The organism is Citrobacter sp. Cu096 (genome assembly GCF_030332285.1).
Classification (GTDB): domain Bacteria; phylum Pseudomonadota; class Gammaproteobacteria; order Enterobacterales; family Enterobacteriaceae; genus Citrobacter; species Citrobacter meridianamericanus.
Window position 1 is genome coordinate 115094 of record NZ_JAOWID010000029.1, and the last position, 17160, is coordinate 132253.

A 17160-nucleotide genomic window follows, 5' to 3' on the forward strand; every position below is an offset into this window, starting at 1 on the left:
TGAATACCCTACGTAAAATTATTGTTCATAACGAAAGCGGAATTTTTCTTGTTCCGTGGCCGCTTTCGCCAGAATCCACTGACGAAAGGCGGCTATTTTACCCAGTTCTGCCTGACTGTCATGACAAACCAGATAAAATGCGTTTTTGCTGACCAGAACATCATTAAACGGACAGACCAGACGTCCGGCTTCAATCTCGGACTGCGCCATGACGTTATTAGCCAACGCAATTCCCTGTCCATGGATAGCAGCCTGGAGCACCATGGCGCTATGGCTGAAGATGGGTCCCTGCTGTACGTTAATGTGGTTCAGGCCAAGCTGGCGCGTATAAGCCTGCCAGTCGCGGCGCGAGGCATCGTGCAACAGTGTGTGTTTTGCCAAATCTTCGGGTGTCTTTAGCGGTTTATCACCGGTAAGTAATAGCGGCGAGCAGACCGGCAATAAATATTCTGCGTACAATTTTTCAACGCGCAGACCCGGCCAGTTGCCTCGTCCGTAGAAAATCGCCACATCAACATCATCGGCCAGTTTGTCTTCCTGACGGTCCACCGCCTGGATCCTGACATCGATTCCCGGATAAGCTGAATTAAAGCTAGAGAGTCTGGGCACCAGCCATTGGATCGCAAAACTGGGCAATAAACTAACCGTAAGCGCGCCTTTTGCACTGCGTGCCTGAAGTTTACGCGTCGCGTCGGTTAATTGCGAAAAAATCTCTTTGATGTCGAGAAAGTAGCTTTGGCCTTCTTCCGTTAACAGTAAAGATCGATTGCGTCGACGAAACAGCTTCAGCCCCAGGAAATCCTCGAGTGACTTGATTTGATGACTTACTGCGGCCTGCGTCACAAAAAGCTCTTCTGCTGCGCGCGTAAAGCTCAAATGACGCGCTGCAGCATCAAAAACACGCAACGCATTTAAGGGTGGTAATCGTTTTGACATGACTTTTAGGCTTTGATGTTAAATCAATTTAACAATTAGCTAACAGGGTGTAACCTATTAGTTTTTTTTATCTGAGCCATTATAAATTGTCCGTTGAGGTTCTACCAGCAAATACCTATAGTGGCGGCACTTCCTGAAGCCGGAACGAAAAGTTTTATCGGAATGCGTGTTCTGGTGGGCTTTTGGCTTACGGTTGTGATGTTGTGTTGTTGTGTTTGCAATTGGTCTGCGATTCAGACCATGGTAGCAAAGCTACCCTTTTTCACTTCCTGTACATTTACCCTGTCTGTCCATAGTGATTAATGTAGCACCGCCAAATTGCGGTGCTTTTTTTTGTCAGACGCTTTGTCGATGGACGACGACCGGTTAGTTATCCAGCTCAACCATCTCTTTCACATCGGTACGGTTAATCTGCTGTTTGTTGCCATTAGCGTCTTTATACGAAATCATCCCCGTATCATTATCGGTCTGTGGCTTACCATCAGATACGATCGTTCGACCATCGTTGGTGTGCATCACGTAATTCGAACCGGAACAGGCGCTCAGGGCAAAAGTCAGCATACAAGCAGAGATAATTGCGGCAGTCTTTTTCATCTTCTTCTCCTTAAAGCGATTTATGCTATTAAAAACACACTCCGTAACAGGCTAAATTGCTAGCCTAACGCTAATTAGCATAAGACACTACGCAGACTTTGCCAGGATATCCAGAGTATTCCGATGGTTAGCACAACCCTTGTATCAGCGCCCTTTTTGCGCCACGATCGGGTTACTGAACTGAGGAATACCATGAACGCTTTTAACCCCGCGCAGTTTCGCGCACAATTTCCCGCACTCAACGATGCAGGCGTTTATCTCGACAGCGCTGCCACAGCGCTGAAGCCGCAGGCGGTAATTGAGGCCACCCATCAGTTTTATAGCCTCAGCGCCGGGAACGTCCATCGCAGCCAGTTTACCGAAGCACAGCGCCTGACCGCTCGCTATGAAGCCGCGCGGGAAAAAGTCGCACGGCTGATTAACGCGCCGGATGACAAAACAATCGTCTGGACCCGTGGCACGACGGAAGCTATCAATATGGTTGCCCAAAGCTATGCGCGGCCGCGTTTACAACCGGGCGATGAAATTATCGTTAGCGTGGCGGAACATCATGCCAACCTTGTTCCCTGGCTAATGGTTGCGCAACAAACGGGGGCTAAGGTCGTCAGACTGCCGCTCAACGCCCAGTTCTTGCCAGACGTTGAGCGCCTCGCGCAACTCATCACCCCACGCAGCCGCATTCTGGCGCTCGGACAGATGTCGAACGTCACCGGGGGGTGTCCGGACCTGGTCCGCGCCATTACGCTCGCCCATGCTGCTGGGATGGTGGTGATGGTCGACGGCGCTCAGGGGATTGTCCATTTCCCTGCCGACGTTCAGCAGTTAGATATTGATTTCTATGCGTTCTCGGGCCATAAGCTGTACGGCCCCACTGGCATTGGCGTGCTGTACGGAAAACCGGAACTGCTGAAAGCCATGTCCCCCTGGCTCGGCGGCGGTAAGATGATTAGTGAAGTCAGTTTTGACGGTTTCACCACTCAGGCTGCGCCATGGAAGCTTGAGGCCGGGACGCCTAACGTTGCTGGCGTTATCGGGCTAAGCGCAGCGCTCGAATGGCTGGATGACATTGATGCTGCACAGGCTGAAAACTGGAGCCGTGGTCTGGCGACGCTGGCAGAAGATGCGCTGGCGAAACGCCCCGGTTTTCGGTCCTTCCGCTGCCAGGACTCCAGTCTGTTAGCCTTTGATTTCGCAGGTGTTCATCACAGCGACATGGTGACGCTGCTGGCCGAATATGGTATTGCGCTGCGTGCAGGACAACACTGCGCTCAGCCTCTGCTGGCAGAACTGGGCGTATCCGGGACGCTACGCGCCTCATTTGCACCTTATAATACGCAAAATGATGTGGAAGCGTTGGTCGCAGCCGTTGACCGCGCCCTGGAAATATTGGTGGATTAATGACAAGCCCTCTGTTCGCCGGACACCCGTTTGGCACAACCGTAACTGAAGATACATTGCGCAATATCTTTATCCCGCTCACCCAATGGGAAGATAAATATCGCCAGTTGATTCTGCTGGGGAAGCAGCTTCCTGCGCTTCCGGATGCGCTAAAGGCTCAGGCCAAAGAGATTGCGGGCTGCGAAAACCGCGTCTGGCTGGGGCATAGCTTTCATGAGAATGGCACTCTGCATTTCTTCGGCGATAGCGAAGGTCGCATTGTGCGCGGGCTGTTGGCCGTCTTACTCACGGCCGTCGAAGGTAAAACGGCCACCGAGTTACTGGCGCATTCGCCAATGGCATTATTTGACGAGCTGGGTTTACGCACGCAGCTCAGCGCCTCGCGTAGCCAGGGGCTGCATGCCCTGAACGAGGCGATTTTTGAGGTTGCCCGACAAATTTGAGGGTTGTTTGCCGGAGAGCGAAGTCACCATCCGGCATATCAAACTCAATGCTGACGCGCCGCTTTCGCCATCATCTTCTTCAGTGCGTGTGAAACGGCAACAAAACCAAAGGTAGCGGTCACCATCGTGGCCGCGCCAAATCCGGATGCACAATCCATACGTTTCGGCCCTTCAGCCGTCGCTTTCATCGCACATACAGAGCCATCTGCTTGCGGGTAAACCAGCGCTTCGGTCGAGAACACACAATCCACGCCCAGTTTGCCTTTGCTGTTTTTCACCACGCCAAAATCGCTTTTCAGCCGCTCACGTAGTTTGGCCGCCAGCGGATCCTGGATGGTTTTTGCCAAATCAACGACCTGTATTTGTATCGGGTCGATCTGCCCGCCCGCACCACCGGTCGTCACCAGCGGGATTTTGTTACGCCGGCAGTAAGCGATCAGCGCCGCTTTTGGACGCACGCTATCAATCGCATCAATGACATACGAAAATCCCGCGTTCATATATTCTGCAACGTTGTCCGGCGTAACAAAATCATCGACCACGTTAACCCGGCACTCTGGGTTAATCTGGCGGATACGTTCCGCCATCACCTCAGCTTTTGCTAAACCAACGTTATCGCGTAGAGCATGGATCTGGCGGTTAGTATTGGTGACGCACACATCATCCATATCAATGAGCGTAATGGCGCCAATGCCGGTGCGCGCCAGTGCTTCCGCCGCCCAGGATCCCACGCCGCCAATCCCGACCACACAAACGTGCGATTGGGCAAACAGTTGCAGCGCATTTTCGCCATACAGACGCGCCGTACCGCCAAAACGCTGACGCCAGGCATCACTTATAACCACAGACATAACACCTCAAATTCATTAATACCGAGCAATATGACTGCCTGATGGCGGCTGCGCCTTATCAGGCCTACTTAATAATCCAGGCCGGATAAGCACAGCACTATCCGGCAATTAACCGCTGAACACGTTACCCGCACCCGGCGCGGTTTTCAGTACCCACACACGACCGTAGTGATTATACCACCCCGCACGATGTCCAGCGTCGGCTCCAATGCCCTGGTAAATATCGAAGTGTTGCCCTTTAATCGCCCCGCCCACATCCAACGCCACCATCAGGCGCAGTTCGTACTGGCCGGTAAACTTGCCGTTATTGTCCAGTAAGGGAACTTCCGCGAGTAACGTTGTGCCCGCAGGAATGATGCTGCGGTCAGAAGCCACGGATGCGCGACCAATCAGCGGTACCGCGCTGGCCCCTTTGACCGGCGCAAAAGATTGCGGTTTAAAGAAGACAAACGATGGGTTCTGCTCCAGCAGCTCACGCACTTCGGCTTCGCTGTGGGTTTCACCCCAATGACGAATGGCCTGCATCGACATATCTTCTTTTTTCACTTCACCACGGTCGATAAGTACCTTCCCGATACTGCGATAGGCGTGACCGTTTTTCCCGGAATAGCTAAAGAAGTTCAGCGGGCTGCCATCGCCAAAATCGATGTAACCACTGCCCTGAACATCCATAATGAAGTTATCCATCAGGGAGTTGCTGTACGCCAGAATATAATTGTCGCTCAGGGCACCCGCATAAATCTCGGCACGGCTGGGTAAGCGCCCACGTTTTGGCGGCATGCGATAGATAGGGTACTGAAATTCGCCCTGACGCGTATGGCGCGCCTGGATTACCGGCGTGTAGTAGCCCGTAAACTGGACGTTACCGTAGTTGTCCGCCCCTTCCATTTGCCAGGCATCGATACCAAACTGGCGCATACTGCGCGTATCGCCGCCCGCACGTAGCCATTGCTGGATAGCGTTGTAAACGTTGCTCTGGTTACCGTACAAACGTGGCGATGCGCTGCGAATTTGATTAACCTGCTCGGCGAAATCACCGGCATTAATTGGCGCACCAACCGCATCAGGCTGATTCACCAGTGAGAAAGGCTGGGTAAATTTCCCGTCTTTATACTGCTGCCCACGATCGGTGGGTTTTGAGGAACACGCGGCGAGCATCGCGACTACTACTCCCGCCAGAAGATATTTTGCCCAACGTCCTTTCATTGTTCTCGTCTTATGTTGCCTGAATGCGAGACGAAGATAACAAACCCCCGAACCTAATGAAATGCGTATACCTATCCGAACGCAAATTTTGCGCAAAAAACAATCCAGAATGCGTTGTTTTTGTTCATTTTCACCCTAAAAACGTGATCAGGGTGAAAAAAGGGTTGCATGAAATCATTAGCAGAGTATAGTGCGCATCCACGGACGCGGGGTGGAGCAGCCTGGTAGCTCGTCGGGCTCATAACCCGAAGGTCGTCAGTTCAAATCTGGCCCCCGCAACCAATTAAAATCAGAAGCAGTAACGTTACTCGATGGAAGAGTAATGACGGACGCGGGGTGGAGCAGCCTGGTAGCTCGTCGGGCTCATAACCCGAAGGTCGTCGGTTCAAATCCGGCCCCCGCAACCAACACATTAAACACCTTAACGGGTGTTTTTTTGTATCTGCAATCCGTAAAAAAAGCGCTTTTCAGCGCTTTTTTGTTATCCCCTTCTCGCCAGCGTCGCCCCATCGGCAAAGTAGGCTTTAATCCCCGCCAGAATCGACTCTGCAACTTCCTGCTGGAAGGTCGCCGTTTTGAGTTTGCGCTCTTCCTCAACGTTACTGATAAACGCTGTTTCTACCAGAATGGACGGAATATCCGGCGCTTTTAGCACCGCAAACCCGGCTTGTTCAACCTGGTTCTTATGCAGATTGTTGATTTTACCAAGCTTATTTAATACCGCTTTACCAAACTTCAGGCTGTCGGCGATGGTCAGGGATTGCACCATGTCGAACATAGTATGGTCGACGTAGCGGTCGCCGCTCTTGCTAACGCCACCGATGAGATCCGAGGCGTTCTGGGTTTGCGCCAGATATTTCGCAGCGGTACTGGTTGCGCCTTTGGTCGAGAGCGCAAACACCGACGAACCGCTGGGCTGTCGACTGGTAAAGGCATCGGCGTGAATAGAGACAAACAGGTCTGCGCGCTGCTTCTGCGCTTTCGCCACGCGGACTTTAAGCGGAATGAAGATATCTTCATTTCGCGTCATAAAGACCTTCATGTTGCCCTCTTTCTCTATGAGGGCTCGCAGGCGGCGGGCAATCTGCAGCACCACATCCTTTTCACGCGTCTTGTATTTCCCCACCGCACCGGAGTCTTCTCCGCCGTGGCCTGGATCCAACATAATGACAATGGGACGATCGCGCCCCGCTTTACCCGGCTGCGGGCCACTTTGTGCAGGTGGCACCTGTTTATCCAGATCGCCCTTGTTGTAATCTTCCAGCAATGCCAGCAGCGGATCCTGGACATCCTGAGCATTTGCAGGATAGAGGTCCATCACCAGACGTTCTTTAAAGCCCGCCACCGGAGCCAGCGCAAAAAGTTGCGGCTTCACATTCTGTTTCAGCTCGAACACCATCCGCACGGTCTTTGGATCAAACTGGCCAACGCGCGCCGACTTAATATACGGATCGTCAGGACGAATCTGTGCTCCCATACCCTTGAGCACCGAGTTCAAATTAACGTCTTCAATATCCACAACCACACGCTCAGGATTACTCAGGGCAAACTGTTTGTATTTCAGCAGACGGTTAGATTCCACCGTGACGCGGGTATAGCTGGACGCAGGCCAGATACGTACGGCAACGACCTGACTCGCGGCAGCCAAACCAACCTGGCTGACGCTTAAAAGCCACATAGCACCCGCACCTTTCAGTAAACGGCGGCGACTGATTGCTGAGTTGGATCCCGACATGCTTCTCCCGAGCAAAAGAAATCTGTATTGAGTAATACGTAAAACGTCCGAATTGACCGGAAACTTTAGCGAATGACGCATAATCTGTCATCTATAAAAGGGTAAACATTCTTTTTATATTCACGGTATTACTGATAAAAATCTTCAGCATGAGTAAAAATTACGCTTGCGCACAGGACCAAAACAGAATAAAAATACACAAATTACGAATAATCATGCAATGAGGGTGTGCCGTGGTGAAGGAGCGTAGAACCGAACTGGTACAGGGATTCCGCCATTCTGTTCCCTATATCAATACCCATCGGGGAAAAACGTTTGTCATTATGCTGGGCGGTGAAGCCATCGAGCATGAAAACTTTTCCAGTATCGTAAATGACATTGGTCTTCTTCATAGCCTCGGCATCCGCCTGGTCGTGGTCTATGGCGCACGCCCGCAGATTGATGCCAATCTTGCGGCGCATCATCATGAGCCGGTGTACCACAAAAACACGCGCGTCACCGATGCGAAAACCCTGGAGCTGGTCAAACAGGCTGCGGGGCTACTTCAGCTTGATATCACCGCCCGCCTGTCGATGAGCCTGAATAATACGCCGTTGCAGGGGGCGCATATCAATGTGGTCAGTGGTAATTTTATTATCTCCCAGCCGCTGGGCGTTGATGACGGCGTAGATTACTGCCATAGCGGGCGTATTCGTCGTATTGATGAAGATGCTATTCACCGCCAGCTGGACAGCGGCGCGATTGTGCTGATGGGCCCGGTCGCCGTTTCCGTCACTGGTGAGAGCTTTAATCTGACGTCAGAAGAGGTCGCCACGCAGCTGGCTATCAAACTGAAGGCAGAGAAAATGATCGGTTTTTGCTCGTCTCAGGGTGTCACCAACGATGATGGCGATATTATTTCCGAGTTGTTTCCTAACGAAGCTCAGGCTCGCGTTGAGTTGCAGGAAGAGAAAGGCGATTACAGCTCCGGTACGGTGCGTTTCCTGCGCGGAGCAGTGAAAGCCTGTCGCAGTGGCGTACGCCGCTGCCATCTGATCAGCTATCAGGAAGATGGCGCCTTGCTGCAGGAACTGTTCTCCCGCGACGGCATCGGGACGCAGATTGTAATGGAAAGCGCCGAGCAGATCCGTCGCGCTACCATTAACGATATCGGCGGGATTCTGGAGCTTATCCGCCCGCTGGAACAGCAAGGTATTCTGGTCCGCCGCTCGCGCGAACAACTGGAAATGGAGATCGACAAATTCACCATTATTCAGCGCGATAACCTGACTATCGCCTGCGCCGCTCTGTACCCTTTCCCGGAAGAGCGGATTGGTGAAATGGCATGCGTGGCTGTGCATCCCGACTACCGTAGTTCGTCCCGCGGGGAAGTGTTGCTGGAGCGGATCGCGGCGCAGGCCCGGCAAATGGGGCTGAGCAAGCTGTTCGTGCTGACCACACGCAGCATTCACTGGTTCCAGGAGCGAGGCTTCACGCCGGTGGATATCGACCTGCTGCCGGAAAGTAAAAAAGAGATGTACAACTATCAACGGCGGTCAAAAGTGCTGATGGCGGATTTAGGGTAGTGATCGTTGCCGGATACGGCATAACTGCCTTATCCGGCCAGCAAATGTTATTGATTAAACAGCGCCGACAATCCGCTGCGTCGTTCAGTGCGGATGGCAATGGCACCACTCAATATCCGCTCATCGGCATACAGCGACAAACGACGACGCGCGCGGGTAACGGCGGTATAGACCAGCTCGCGAGTCACCACAGGTGAATGCTGGTTGGGCAAAATCAACGCCGCGTGGTCAAACTCAGATCCCTGCGATTTATGTACGGTCATTGCCCAGGTGGTTTCATGTTCAGGCAAGCGACTGGGCTGAACCGATTTGATAGAACCGTCCGGCAGCGCAAACCATACCCTCAGACCCTGCCCACGATCGAGGGCAATGCCAATATCACCGTTAAATAATCCCAACGAACTGTCATTGCGCGCGATCATCACTGGCCTTCCCTCATACCAGCGGCTATGCGTCGCACGGTGAATTTTGCGTTTTTGCGCCATCACCTGCTCAATGCGTTCATTCAAACCACTCACGCCAAACGGACCTTCCCGCAGGGCGCACAATAGCTGATACTCATTGAAGGCCTGAATGACAGCATCCGGCTCGGCGCGCTCGCGCAATAAATCCAGATAGTGACCATAACCCGCCAGCGCTTCCTCCAGCATCGCAGAGTAATCTTCGCTGCTGTGCAGAGAGCGTTTTTCGATGTCGCTAAATCCCTGCTGGAAGACCGTTTTTATCGCGGCTTTGTCACCACGATTAATCGCTGCAGCCAACTGACCGATTCCGGAATCGCTACCGAAACGGTAGCTCTTTTGCAGCAGGCACAAACTGTCACGCAGAGCAGCCGCCTGAGTTCCCGAACCGGCCGGAATAGTGGTTTCAGTCAGACGACTAAGCTGGCGGGCACGCTCCGGGGTAAAACCATCACCGACGAAAGCACAGATATCTCCCAGTACTGCCCCCGCTTCAACAGAAGCGAGCTGGTCGCGATCGCCTAGAAATATCACCCGCCCATGTGGCGGCAGCGCATCAATAAGGCGCGACATCATCGGCAAATCGATCATCGAGGCTTCATCCACTACCAGCACGTCCAGATGCAACGGGTTTCCTGCATGATGCCGCAGGCGTTGGCTACCAGGCTGAGCCCCCAATAAGCGGTGCAACGTACTGGCGTCATCGGGAATGCGCTTCTTTTGCTCATCGGTCAGCGGCAGTTCACGCAACGCCGCGCCCAGCGAGGCGGTCAGACGTGCTGCTGCTTTTCCCGTGGGTGCCGCCAGACGAATACGACAGCGTTCACCGTCCGCCATCTGAATCAACGCCGCCAGAAGCCTCGCCACCGTTGTTGTTTTTCCGGTCCCCGGTCCGCCGGAGATAACCGATATACGGCGGGTCAGCGCTACGGCAGCAGCCACTTTTTGCCAGTCAACGCCTTCAACGGGTGGAAACAGCGCCGCCAGCGTGTGAGTCAGCCGTTGTTCATCCACCTCAATGGCGTGGTTAACTTCACCGAAAAAGCGCGCCACCGCGCGTTCGTTATGCCACATCCGGTTCAGATACAAACGATCGCCGTACAGCACCAGCGGCGTCGGCTGATCGCCACGGCTTACCGCCCCGGAGGCCAGCAGGCATTCAGCCCAGTCTTCAGGCTCTCCCGCTTCAGCGAGCCAAGCGCTTAACAGCGGATGCGCGTCCTCGCTTCGGGATAGACGCGAAAGCGGTAAGCAGACGTGCCCTTCTCCAGCTTCACGGCTGAGCAACGCCGCTGCCAGTGCAACGGCAGGGTTATCATTTCCGGCAACCGCCAGTGCAAACTGGGCATCCAGAGGCCGGAGCTGCTTTTGCTCAACGGCTTCCAGTAATCGTTTCTGGATTGTCATGACATCTCCTCCAGCGGCACACCGGCAAACAACTCGTCCATCAAGGCGATCAACTCCCCCTCTGGTCGGGTCGCGAAAATTCCCTGCTGCGGATTTTCACGGTCAACACCACGCAGGAAGAGATAGATAACGCCGCCAAAATGGCGTTCATAATCGTAATCAGCAATGCGATGGCGCAAGTAGCGATGCAGCGCGAGGGTATAAAGTTGATACTGCAGGTCGTAGCGATGCGCCTGCATGGCAGAGGCCATCGCCTGCTGTGTATAGGCTGAGCTGTCTTCGCCCAGCCAGTTCGATTTGTAATCGAGCAGGTAATAACGTCCCTGATGGCGGAATACCAGGTCAATGAACCCTTTTAGCATGCCGCGCACCTGCATAAAATCAAGCGCAGGGCACCCTGCCGAGAGCGGATCGTATTGGCGGATCAACGCATCAAGTTGGCTGGCCATCAGGGGCTGCGAAATCGGCAGATAAAACTCCATCTCCACCTGTTTTTCACGCGCGGAAAGCTGACTCAGGCTCACGCCGTTCTCATTGAGAGGCACCTGCAAAATAGCGTCCAACCATGCGGTCAAAACCGGCGTCCAGTGTGCGTCATAACCGCCCAACGCCAATTTTTCTTCGACCCAATCTGGCTCTACTGGTTGGGTAAAGTCGAGATCTTCAAACAAGCTATGCAAGAATGTACCCGGCGAAGCGCCACGCGGGAACTGATGCGGCGTGAGTCCTGATTCTTCAATAACCTCACCGACGCCTGCGGCATCGATATCCAGTCGCGGGATCAGATCCTGCGCAATACCATGTCCACGCTGTTGCAGACCGGAATAACTGGTCACGCGCCAGCTGTCGCCGGGCGTATGCTGCAGTATTTTCGCACTCAGTTCACCGCTGACGTTCTGCGCAACCTGCCAGGGTTCACCGTCAGGCTGTGCTGGCGTCTGGCAGGCAATATCATCGCAGCACAGCGCTTCAATCGCGCCACGCAGACCCGCGGCATCCATCGGTTCGCCTTTTTGCAACAGGCGGCCAAGCGCGCTCTGATGCACATCGGTATCCCCTTTTTTATCGCCCCGACGGCGCACCAACGGCGCAACGCCAAGACTGCAGTGCCATACCGAACGGGTCAGTGCGACATAGAGTAAGCGCAGATCCTCCGCCAGACGTTCCGCTTCGGCCAGCTCAACGCTCTCCGCGGCATCGCTGAGATCCAGCACCGCTTCAAAGGAGCTGCGATCGTGATAGAAAGCCTGATCCTGGACGCGGAAATTGGTGATAAACGGCAGCCAGACCAGCGGATATTCCAACCCTTTCGATTTGTGGATAGTGACGATTTTGACCAAATGCTTGTCGCTTTCGAGCCTGAGCTGCTGACTGGAGGCATTGCTGTCGGGTTCAAGAATATGCTGAGATAGCCAGCGCACCAGCGCATGCTCGCTTTCGAGTTGCGAGCCGGCTTCCTGTAACAGTTCACTGATGTGTAAAATGTCAGTCAGGCGACGTTCGCCCCCCGCCGTCGCCAGCAAGTTTTCCGCAATCTGGCGGGCCGACATCAGCGCGCGCAGCATCGGCATCACGCCGCGTTTATGCCAGATCTGACGATAGCCATCAAACTCTTCAACCACCGCATCCCAGGCATTTTCGTCGTTATTTAACGCTTCAAGATCCTGCGCATTCAGGCCCATCATTGAGCTCGCCAGCGCGCTACGCAGCGTGTTCTCACGCTCCGGCGTCATCACCGCCTGCAGTACCCACAGCAGTTCCTGCGCTTCGAGCGTTTCAAACACGCTGTCACGGTTGGAGAGATAAACAGAGGGAATGGCCAGTTGCGTCAGCGCATCACGGACCAGCGCCGCCTCCTGGCGGCTACGAACCAGTACGCTGATGTCCGAGGCGCGTACCGGCCTGGACGCTTTACTGCTGACCAGTTGCGCAGCCCCAGAATGCCCGGCCTTAAGCCAGTCGCGAATGTGCGTGGCGCACACCTGCGCCATATAGTTCTGATAGTCGCCTACGCCACAGCTTTCCCCTTCCATCAGCCACATACTCATGGCTGGCTGCGTTTCACCGTGTATAACAAACTGAAGCGACTGGTTTTTTTCTGCGAATTTGACCGGGCTGAAGGGGATTTCGCGGAACATAAAGGCGTCATTCATCTGGCTGAAAATCGTATTCACGCTATTGACCATGCCAGGAGCCGAACGCCAGTTAGTATCAAGCGTATAGTGTGCGCTGACTTCGCTACGCGCCTTCATGTAGGTAAAGATATCCGCACCACGAAACGCGTAAATGGCCTGTTTCGGATCGCCAATCAGCAGCAGCGCGGTATCCGGCTGATGTTGCCAGATCCGGCGAAAAATACGGTACTGCTGCGGGTCGGTATCCTGGAATTCATCGATCATCGCGACCGGAAAACGGGTACGAATCGCCGTTGCCAGCGCATCACCACTTTCACTGCGCAGCGCCGCATCCAGACGGCTGAGCATATCGTCAAAACCCAGCTCGCCTCGGCGGCGTTTCTCCTCGGCAACCGCCAAACGGATCTCCGCCAGCGCCCGGGTGATCACCAAATCGCGGAGAGTTAACGGTTCGCTAAGCAGTTCATCAATTGCGACAAACAGCGGGTGCTGAGGCGTTACGCCGCCCGCTTTGGTTCGCTCTTCTAAAAAGCGCTGGGAGAATTTCTCCAGCGCATCAGGCAGTTGATAGCTTTGTGTTTCTTCCTGCGCCCATGCGCTGATCTTTTCGATCCACTTGCCCTGGTTACCGCGATTAAATTTACGCCGGTCAATCCCGGAGGCCTCCAGCAGGCCATCAAGCTCATCAACGGCATCGCGCCATTGCTGCTTAATTTGATTAATACGCGCGAGAATGTGTTCGTGCCGGGTTGCCAGCGTTTCATCATCGGGCGGCGGAGCCTTAATAACCGGCGCTTCCCCTTGCAGATAGCGATCGATATCCCTTAACAGCGCCTGCGGCCCTTTCCACGTTTCAAAAATCACCTGCGCAATATCGCGGGGCAGCGGATAGCAGTGTCGACGCCAGAAATCCGCGCAGGCCTGATAACGCAGTAGTGATTCATCTTCGATCAGCTGTTGTTCAAACAGCATGCCTGATTCAAAGGCGTTGAGGCTGAGCATACGCTGGCAAAAACCATGAATGGTAAACACCGCCGCTTCATCCATCTGCCTTTCAGCCAATAGCAGCCACTGGGCTGCCTGTTTTTTATCGGCGATTTCATCTAACAGACGGGCGTATAGCGGGTTGTCAGTGGTTTCACGCAGGCAGGCAATGCGCAGTTCATGGATGTTGCTACGGATACGACCGCGCAACTCTTCAGTAGCCGCCTCGGTGAAGGTGACCACTAACAGTTCTTCGACGGTCAGCGGACGGGGAAAGGCGGCAGAGCCGCCCAGTCCAAGCAGCAAACGTAAATACAGGGCGGCGATGGTAAAGGTTTTACCGGTGCCCGCAGAGGCTTCAATCAGGCGCTCGCCCGTCAGGGGCAAGCGGAGAGGATCAAGGGACTCAGCGGCATCATTCATTCTTATCACTCATCAGGGGTAAGGTTTGCTGCAACGCGCTGACGGTCTGCCACACTTTCCAGCCTTCCGGGTGCACATATTCTGCTTTCCCGTTCTGACTGCCGGAAATCTGTGACAGTATCGCCATGCCTTGCGGCTCAACCACCGCCTGATGGAAGAAGTCGGCAAGTTTTTGCGGCGTCAGCAGTTTAATCTGAGCCACTATTTTATCACGTGAATCGAAGCGCATATTGCCGCGATCAAAATCTTTGCTTAACTGCGAGGCTTCTTCCCCCAGCGTTTGCGGCGCCTGCAGCATTTGCGCAATAATCGCCTGCTGAATTTGCGCGAACTCTTCAGGTTTCATCGCCCGCAATTTCGCTTCCGCCGTCGGGAAAAACGCTTTATAACGCTCCCAAAGGTAAGATGGTTGCTTATCGCTGCTTTGCAACAGGAACCCCATTCCCCACTGACGTCCAACGCTCATCGGGAAAGCAAATACAGCGTAGCCTAATTGCTCTTCAGTACGCAGTTGATTGTAGAACCACGGTTGAACAATCTGCCCTAACATGGCGCTATAGGCTGAACTGGTGTATTCGTCGTAGCCAGTTGGCACAAATACCGCCGCCAGCGCGGAATCCGTGCTGCTGCCCGCTTTTTCAAAGATGACGGACTGCTTCTTGTCTACAACCACATCTTTATTGCGACACCACTGTGACCCGTTAGCGCCAAGCTGTTTTTGGATATCCCGCGCCATGGTCGTCGCCTGAGCTTCGCTCATATTGCCAATGACCAGGAATTCAGGCCGCGCCCCGGTTTTCAAGGCATCGCGATAGGCCATTACCTCTTTCAGGGTGATGGAAGGCAGCAGCTTACGGCGCTCATCGCGTGAGAAGTACGGCACCTGAGAAAGCATCTGTACCGGCATAATAGCCTGATCGTAGGCTTTCCCCTTCTCTGCGGAATCCATCATCTGGGCATACCAGGATTTTGCCTGTTCCAGTTGTTCATCTGTTGAACTGTAGCTGAAATAGCCACTCAGCAGCGCCTGAAAAAGCTGCGGCAAACGTTGGGTATAGCCGTTAGCATTTAGCATCAAACCATTATTAGCGTTGGTAGAGAAACCAATCCCCCCCACTGATGCCTGGTTGCTTAACTGATCGAGCGCAACGCCCGCCAGGTAATCGTTAAGTGCGAATAATACCTGATTGCGGGCGCTGTCCATCGCTTTCGGGTTACGCAGGATCACGCTGACATCGGCTTTCGGCTCACTGGCAAAATACTGGCTCGGCGCATACACCACGCGTAAATCCGGCTCATCAACGATCAGTTCCGGGTGAGCGTATTTTTTATCCGCCTTAATCAGCGTGAAATCATCAGGAATGTAGGGGTTCAACTCCGGTAATGACAACGCAATGCCTTGCGCTTTTTGCTGCCAGTCGGCAAAGGTTTTGTCGCTGATTTTATCTACCTGATAAGGCGCATCGACAAAGTAAGCCGTTTTATTATGCGGCTCTTTCGCGCTGATATACCAGATACGCGCATTCTGCGGCGTCATCATTGCCAGACGTTGCTCAACGGCCTTCGCATCGTATTGATCGGCAATATTCACCGCATCCAGAGTATGCTCGACGGGAACGCGGATCATGGTGTCTGCCAGCCATTCCACGTAGTCCATATCACGCGTGATGGAAGGATAACGGAAATCGAGATCCAGCACGTGCGCCAGTTCGTCAAAATAGCGTTTGTCTACGCCTTTCTCGCGTAACAGATTGAGATAGCTAAAGATTGCAGCAACAACCTCATCGCGGTTCGCAAGACCTTTGTCGGTTAACGTCGCGGAAATGGCTAACACGCCGCTATTCCCATTGACTACCGGATCGGAGTCCGCACGAATACCTTCTACCAGCCCCTGCTTTTGCAACCAGTCAGACAATGTGCCCGGGCTACGATTGCCAATCAGGTAGGTCACCAGCTCATCGGTTTTACTGCGGAATTGCGCGCTATTGTTATCAATACGAAACTCGACACGCAGCACTTTACGCGGCATTGCCGGAACATAGTGGATGATGACGCCCTTTTGCGCGTCAGTGACTACCGGTACGGTAATTTCAGGCTTGTCGATATTTCTGTTCGGCACGCGTCCAAAGGTGTCAGCCGCTATCCGCGCCAGCTCTGGCAATGGTTTATTGCTATAAATCACCGCCTTCATCAGGTTCGCGGAGTAGTACTTTTCATGAAATTTTTGTAAAGCCTGCACCACCGGGTTGCCCGGTTTATCGCTTAATGTCTCAAGATTTCCGCCAGAGAAACGCGAGCCAGGGTGCGCCGGGTTAATGGTTTCAGCACTCACCTGCGCCATACGCATCCCGTCTCGGGTACGCGCCAGCGTCAGCTCGGAGTTAACCGCGTTACGCTCGCGATCGGCATATTTTTTATCCAGTAACGGATCGGCAATAGCGTCCGCCAGGCGATCTACCGCCCCCACCAGCGCGTCGTTTTCAACCTCAAGATAGAAAGCCGTACGATAAGGCGCGGTGCTGGCATTATGGCTGCCGCCGTGCATTTTCAGGAATTCAGACAGACTGTCCGGCTGTGGATATTTTTTCGACCCCATTAAACACATGTGTTCGAGATAATGCGCCAGCCCCTGATGATCGTCCGGATCTTCCAGTGAGCCCACGGGGACCACCAGCGCAGAAAGGGATTTCACGGCCTGCGGATCGGATACCAGCAATACGACCATACCGTTATCAAGGCGTACGGCCTGATACTGACGGGTGTCTTTATCGCTTTTACGGATGGTTTCAGCTAAAGGCTGCCAACCGGTATCTGCCTGACTTACGGGAACCCAAAGGGCGACGAACAACAGTAATGCGCTGAACCAGGTGCTGCGGGGCATTCACAAACCTCATCATTAACGTATTCACCTGTTCACTGCAAAACACGTATAAATACGTGATCTGAACAGGGCAAGACTCTGCGCTGAGCAAGTCAGCATCTTCTCTTTGTAAGAATCAGTCCGTGACAGAATGCGCATCAT

11 protein-coding genes and 2 tRNA genes are annotated in these 17160 nt (G+C 53.7%); 5 read left to right on the forward strand and 8 right to left on the reverse strand.

All coding sequences use genetic code 11. The features are described 5' to 3' along the window. Positions 1–18: 18 nt before the first annotated feature. Positions 19–936 (reverse strand): glycine cleavage system transcriptional regulator GcvA, encoded by a 918-nt coding sequence (gene gcvA / locus OGX99_RS13430; protein WP_151218271.1) that lies wholly within the window; start codon positions 934–936, stop codon positions 19–21. Between the two features lie 366 nt (positions 937–1302). After that, positions 1303–1530 (reverse strand): YgdI/YgdR family lipoprotein, encoded by a 228-nt coding sequence (locus OGX99_RS13435; protein WP_151218272.1) that lies wholly within the window; start codon positions 1528–1530, stop codon positions 1303–1305. A gap of 192 nt (positions 1531–1722) precedes the next feature. On the opposite strand from OGX99_RS13435, the gene csdA reads away from it, so the two are divergent. Both csdA and csdE read left to right on the forward strand, forming a co-directional pair. Beyond that, positions 1723–2928: a cysteine desulfurase CsdA gene (gene csdA / locus OGX99_RS13440; RefSeq protein ID WP_286543842.1), complete on the forward strand. Its 1206-nt coding sequence runs from the start codon at positions 1723–1725 to the stop codon at positions 2926–2928. Continuing rightward, complete coding sequence (gene csdE / locus OGX99_RS13445) at positions 2928–3371, forward strand: cysteine desulfurase sulfur acceptor subunit CsdE (protein WP_286543845.1); 444 nt, start codon at positions 2928–2930, stop codon at positions 3369–3371. Before csdA ends, csdE begins: the two co-directional genes overlap by 1 nt. Before the next feature lie 44 nt (positions 3372–3415). Here csdE and tcdA read toward each other — a convergent pair whose 3' ends face one another. After that, complete coding sequence (gene tcdA, locus OGX99_RS13450) at positions 3416–4222, reverse strand: tRNA cyclic N6-threonylcarbamoyladenosine(37) synthase TcdA (RefSeq protein WP_286543848.1); 807 nt, start codon at positions 4220–4222, stop codon at positions 3416–3418. Positions 4223–4330: 108 nt separating this feature from the next. Then, positions 4331–5428, reverse strand: coding sequence for a murein transglycosylase A (gene mltA / locus OGX99_RS13455; protein ID WP_187253140.1), 1098 nt, complete (start codon positions 5426–5428; stop codon positions 4331–4333). A 205-nt stretch (positions 5429–5633) separates the two neighbouring features. Here mltA and OGX99_RS13460 point away from each other — a divergent pair. Both OGX99_RS13460 and OGX99_RS13465 read left to right on the forward strand, forming a co-directional pair. Then, positions 5634–5710, forward strand: a tRNA-Met gene (locus tag OGX99_RS13460). A 48-nt stretch (positions 5711–5758) separates the two neighbouring features. Beyond that, positions 5759–5835, forward strand: a tRNA-Met gene (locus OGX99_RS13465). 74 nt (positions 5836–5909) lie between these two features. Here OGX99_RS13465 and amiC read toward each other — a convergent pair. Beyond that, positions 5910–7163, reverse strand: coding sequence for an N-acetylmuramoyl-L-alanine amidase AmiC (gene amiC / locus OGX99_RS13470; RefSeq protein ID WP_032937467.1), 1254 nt, complete (start codon positions 7161–7163; stop codon positions 5910–5912). 233 nt (positions 7164–7396) lie between these two features. On the opposite strand from amiC, the gene argA reads away from it, so the two are divergent. Continuing rightward, positions 7397–8728: an amino-acid N-acetyltransferase gene (gene argA, locus OGX99_RS13475; protein WP_008785703.1), complete on the forward strand. Its 1332-nt coding sequence runs from the start codon at positions 7397–7399 to the stop codon at positions 8726–8728. A 47-nt stretch (positions 8729–8775) separates the two neighbouring features. Here the strand turns inward: argA and recD are convergent, their stop codons facing one another. The 3 genes from recD to ptrA are packed head-to-tail and all read right to left on the reverse strand — an operon-like array spanning position 8776 to position 17019. After that, on the reverse strand, positions 8776–10596 hold the full coding sequence (recD, locus tag OGX99_RS13480; RefSeq protein ID WP_286543851.1) for an exodeoxyribonuclease V subunit alpha: 1821 nt from the start codon (positions 10594–10596) through the stop codon (positions 8776–8778). Beyond that, entirely contained in the window at positions 10593–14138 is a 3546-nt protein-coding gene (gene recB / locus OGX99_RS13485; protein WP_151218279.1) for an exodeoxyribonuclease V subunit beta, read from the reverse strand. The genes recD and recB overlap by 4 nt, the downstream gene beginning before the upstream one ends. After that, complete coding sequence (gene ptrA, locus OGX99_RS13490; RefSeq protein ID WP_187258942.1) at positions 14131–17019, reverse strand: pitrilysin; 2889 nt, start codon at positions 17017–17019, stop codon at positions 14131–14133. The genes recB and ptrA overlap by 8 nt, the downstream gene beginning before the upstream one ends. Positions 17020–17160: the final 141 nt, after the last annotated feature.

Bases quoted from the DNA above. Each gene is read 5' to 3' on its own strand.
- tcdA (WP_286543848.1), bottom strand. From the start codon at position 4,222: ATGTCTGTGGTTATAAGTGATGCCTGGCGTCAGCGTTTTGGCGGTACG.
- recD (WP_286543851.1), bottom strand. From the start codon at position 10,596: ATGACAATCCAGAAACGATTACTGGAAGCCGTTGAGCAAAAGCAGCTC.
- ptrA (WP_187258942.1), bottom strand. From the start codon at position 17,019: ATGCCCCGCAGCACCTGGTTCAGCGCATTACTGTTGTTCGTCGCCCTT.
- csdA (WP_286543842.1), top strand. From the start codon at position 1,723: ATGAACGCTTTTAACCCCGCGCAGTTTCGCGCACAATTTCCCGCACTC.
- amiC (WP_032937467.1), bottom strand. From the start codon at position 7,163: ATGTCGGGATCCAACTCAGCAATCAGTCGCCGCCGTTTACTGAAAGGT.
- OGX99_RS13435 (WP_151218272.1), bottom strand. From the start codon at position 1,530: ATGAAAAAGACTGCCGCAATTATCTCTGCTTGTATGCTGACTTTTGCC.
- csdE (WP_286543845.1), top strand. From the start codon at position 2,928: ATGACAAGCCCTCTGTTCGCCGGACACCCGTTTGGCACAACCGTAACT.
- mltA (WP_187253140.1), bottom strand. From the start codon at position 5,428: ATGAAAGGACGTTGGGCAAAATATCTTCTGGCGGGAGTAGTAGTCGCG.
- recB (WP_151218279.1), bottom strand. From the start codon at position 14,138: ATGAATGATGCCGCTGAGTCCCTTGATCCTCTCCGCTTGCCCCTGACG.
- gcvA (WP_151218271.1), bottom strand. From the start codon at position 936: ATGTCAAAACGATTACCACCCTTAAATGCGTTGCGTGTTTTTGATGCT.